The organism is Neobacillus drentensis, from assembly GCF_036965645.1.
Lineage (GTDB): Bacteria > Bacillota > Bacilli > Bacillales > Cytobacillaceae > Neobacillus > Neobacillus drentensis_D.
This window is the reverse complement of record NZ_JBALPZ010000045.1, coordinates 1-2,871: the sequence shown is the minus strand read 5'-3', so window position 1 is coordinate 2,871 and position 2,871 is coordinate 1. Positions and strand designations below refer to the sequence as shown.

At 40.7% G+C, this 2,871-nt stretch carries 3 protein-coding genes; 2 read left to right on the top strand and 1 reads right to left on the bottom strand.

Annotated elements, in window-relative coordinates:
- Nucleotides 1-79 precede the first annotated feature (79 nt).
- Nucleotides 80-214: a hypothetical protein gene (locus tag V7266_RS09430; protein WP_335467634.1), complete on the bottom strand. Its 135-nt coding sequence runs from the start codon at nucleotides 212-214 to the stop codon at nucleotides 80-82.
- Nucleotides 215-414: 200 nt separating this feature from the next.
- Between V7266_RS09430 and V7266_RS09425 the strand changes: the two genes are divergently transcribed.
- On the top strand, nucleotides 415-1,326 hold the full coding sequence (locus tag V7266_RS09425; protein ID WP_335467633.1) for a ubiquinol oxidase subunit II: 912 nt from the start codon (nucleotides 415-417) through the stop codon (nucleotides 1,324-1,326).
- 18 nt (nucleotides 1,327-1,344) lie between these two features.
- The coding region (locus tag V7266_RS09420) for a cbb3-type cytochrome c oxidase subunit I (protein ID WP_335467632.1) at nucleotides 1,345-2,871 on the top strand (1,527 nt) is incomplete at its 3' end.

Sequence of the window (2,871 nt, the reverse complement as noted above, 5' to 3'; positions counted from 1 at the left end):
TATAATATTTCAAGAGTTTTTAAAACTTCTTTTAAAAAAACGCGTTCAAACACTTACTTTACCTTGTTCAAGTAACTGATTAAAATAAAGAAATAGCGAAAAGCGTTACCGCTTCCTGTATGTCCGAAAATGTAAACCTTTTCAATTCAATATCCAATAAATCCTCATATTGCTCCAGTTGGTAATTTTCTTCAGTAGAATACATTAACAACAAATATTCCTTCCCCTTATCTAAGAGGTCAAAAGTTTCATACTCAGGTAATAGTGAAATTAACTTAGTGCGTTTTTTACATAAATTTTGATATCATTCCATGTTTTGGAATTATCCCAAAGAAGTTGGGTAACCTATTAACTGCTAATCACAAAAATTTAAGTTCAAGAACCTCATTTAATAAAACGAAGGGGAATTTTGAAGTGAGAAAATGGATTCGATTTAGTAAAACTTCTATTTTGGGTTTATTGGGCGCTATGCTTCTATCAAGTTGTGATCGTAGTCAATATCTTGTCCTTAATCCAAAAGGACCCGTCGGTCATGAAGAGCTGCGATTAATCATTATTTCTGCCATTCTTTGTGCGGTTGTTATCATTCCTGTTTTGGCCATATTTGTTTATATCGTCGTTCGATATCGTAATAAGCCTGGAAACAATGCACCTTATCAGCCTGAATGGGATGATAGCAAAGTGCTCGAAGTGATTTGGTGGGGAATTCCTATCGTTATTATTGGGATTTTAGGGTTTTACACGGCAAGAACAGCGATTAATGTATCAAAGCCGCCTGTAAAGGATGTTACACCTGTTGTAGTTCAAGTAACTTCATTGGATTGGAAATGGCTGTTTACCTACCCCGGGCAAAAGGTAGCCACTGTTAACTATGCAGAAATTCCCGCTGGGGTTCCCGTTCAATTTGTCTTAACCTCTGATGCGCCGATGAATTCATTCTGGGTACCGCAGTTAGGAGGTCAGGAATATACCATGCCTGGCATGGCAATGGGTTTGTGGCTTCAGGCTAATAAAACAGGAAATTATTACGGTTCCGGAGCTAACTTTACTGGAACAGGTTTTGCCCATATGAAATTTAGAGTAAAAGCGGTTAGTCAAGCTAATTTCAATAAATGGGCCGCTAATCTTAAGAAAAACTCACCTGCTCTGACAAGCGACGGATATGAGGATTTGGTTAGACCAAATACGGTGAAAGAATTAAGCTTTTCTTCCTATCCTAAGAATTTATTTGAAGACATCGTCAATAAAAATGGCGGAATCTATTTCGACCATCCACACCATATGGGTGATGACAGGCCGATGCAAACCACTTCTACTCATCATTAAACAGGAGGAAACCATTTCATGAATACTTCGCATTTTTTTGTTACAGGCGATCCAATGATATATGGTGCAGACGTTTCCATCGTTTTAGTCACGATCGGTATTCTCGTCTCTCTCACCATGCTAAAAAAATGGGGCTGGCTATGGCGAGAATGGATTACAACGGTTGACCATAAGAAAATCGGGATTATGTATCTATTGGCAGCCTTGCTAATGCTCTTTCGTGGCGGGGTAGATGCGATTTTAATGCGGATACAGCTGGCGTTTCCCAATAGTCAATTTTTAGCTTCAGACCACTATAATGAGATTTTTACCACTCATGGTACCATCATGATCTTATTTATGGCCATGCCTTTTATGTTTGCATTGTTTAATATCGTTGTTCCCTTACAAATAGGAGCTCGTGATGTTGCTTACCCATTACTAAATGCCATTAGTTTTTGGGTGTTCTTTATTGGAGCCATGCTCTTTAATATCTCGTTTGTAATTGGCGGATCTGCCAGTTCGGGGTGGTTATCTTATCCCCCTCTATCAGAGACAACCTTTAGCCCGGGGCCGGGGCAGAACTTTTGGATTTGGGGAATTCAAATTTCCGGGATAGGAAGTTTGGCATCCGGAATCAACTTTGCCGTTACCATTTTAAAAATGCGGACACCATCCATGCGTTTAAGGGATATGCCTTTGTTTACTTGGTCTGTTTTAGCATCATCCATTGCTATTTTAGGGGTATTCCCAATTCTTACTGGTACATTGGGGATGTTAACGATCGACCGTTTGCTTGACGGACACTTCTTCACAATGACTAAAGGCGGTAACCCCATGATGTATGTCAACCTGATTTGGATGTGGGGTCACCCTGAAGTGTACATCGTTGTCTTACCTGCGTTTGGAGTATTCTCTGAAGTAGTGGCGACCTTTTCCAAGAAACGAACCTTTGGATACAGTTCAATGGTCTACTCTATGATTGCAATTGCCGTCGTTTCGTACTACACATGGGCTCATCACTTCTTTACCATGGGCGCTGGCGTGGATGTGAATATTACTTTTGCCATTTGTACCATGATTATCGGGATTCCAACGGGTGTGAAAGTTTTCAACTGGCTCTTTACCATGTATCGCGGACGGATCGAGATTTCGCAGCCCATGCTTTGGTTTTTAGCGTTTGTTCCAACCTTTGTCATTGGCGGTGCAACCGGTGTCATGCTTGCCGCAGCACCAGCAGACTATCAATACCATAATAGCTATTTCTTGATTGCCCACTTCCACCAAGTTTTAATCGGTGGTGTCGTGTTCGCTTATCTGGCTGGTATGTATTATTGGTTCCCTAAAATTTTTGGGTTTGAATTAAATTATACACTAGGAAAATGGGGCTTTTGGTTATGGCAAATCGGTTTCTATGTTTGCTTTATGCCACAATATGCGCTGGGCTTTATGGGGATGACTCGGCGGATTTATATTTATAACCAAACCGAGGGCTGGGATATGGGGTGGGCTCCGCTCAACCTGATTTCATCTGTTGGAGCGTTCTTAATGGGAGTTGCATTTGCC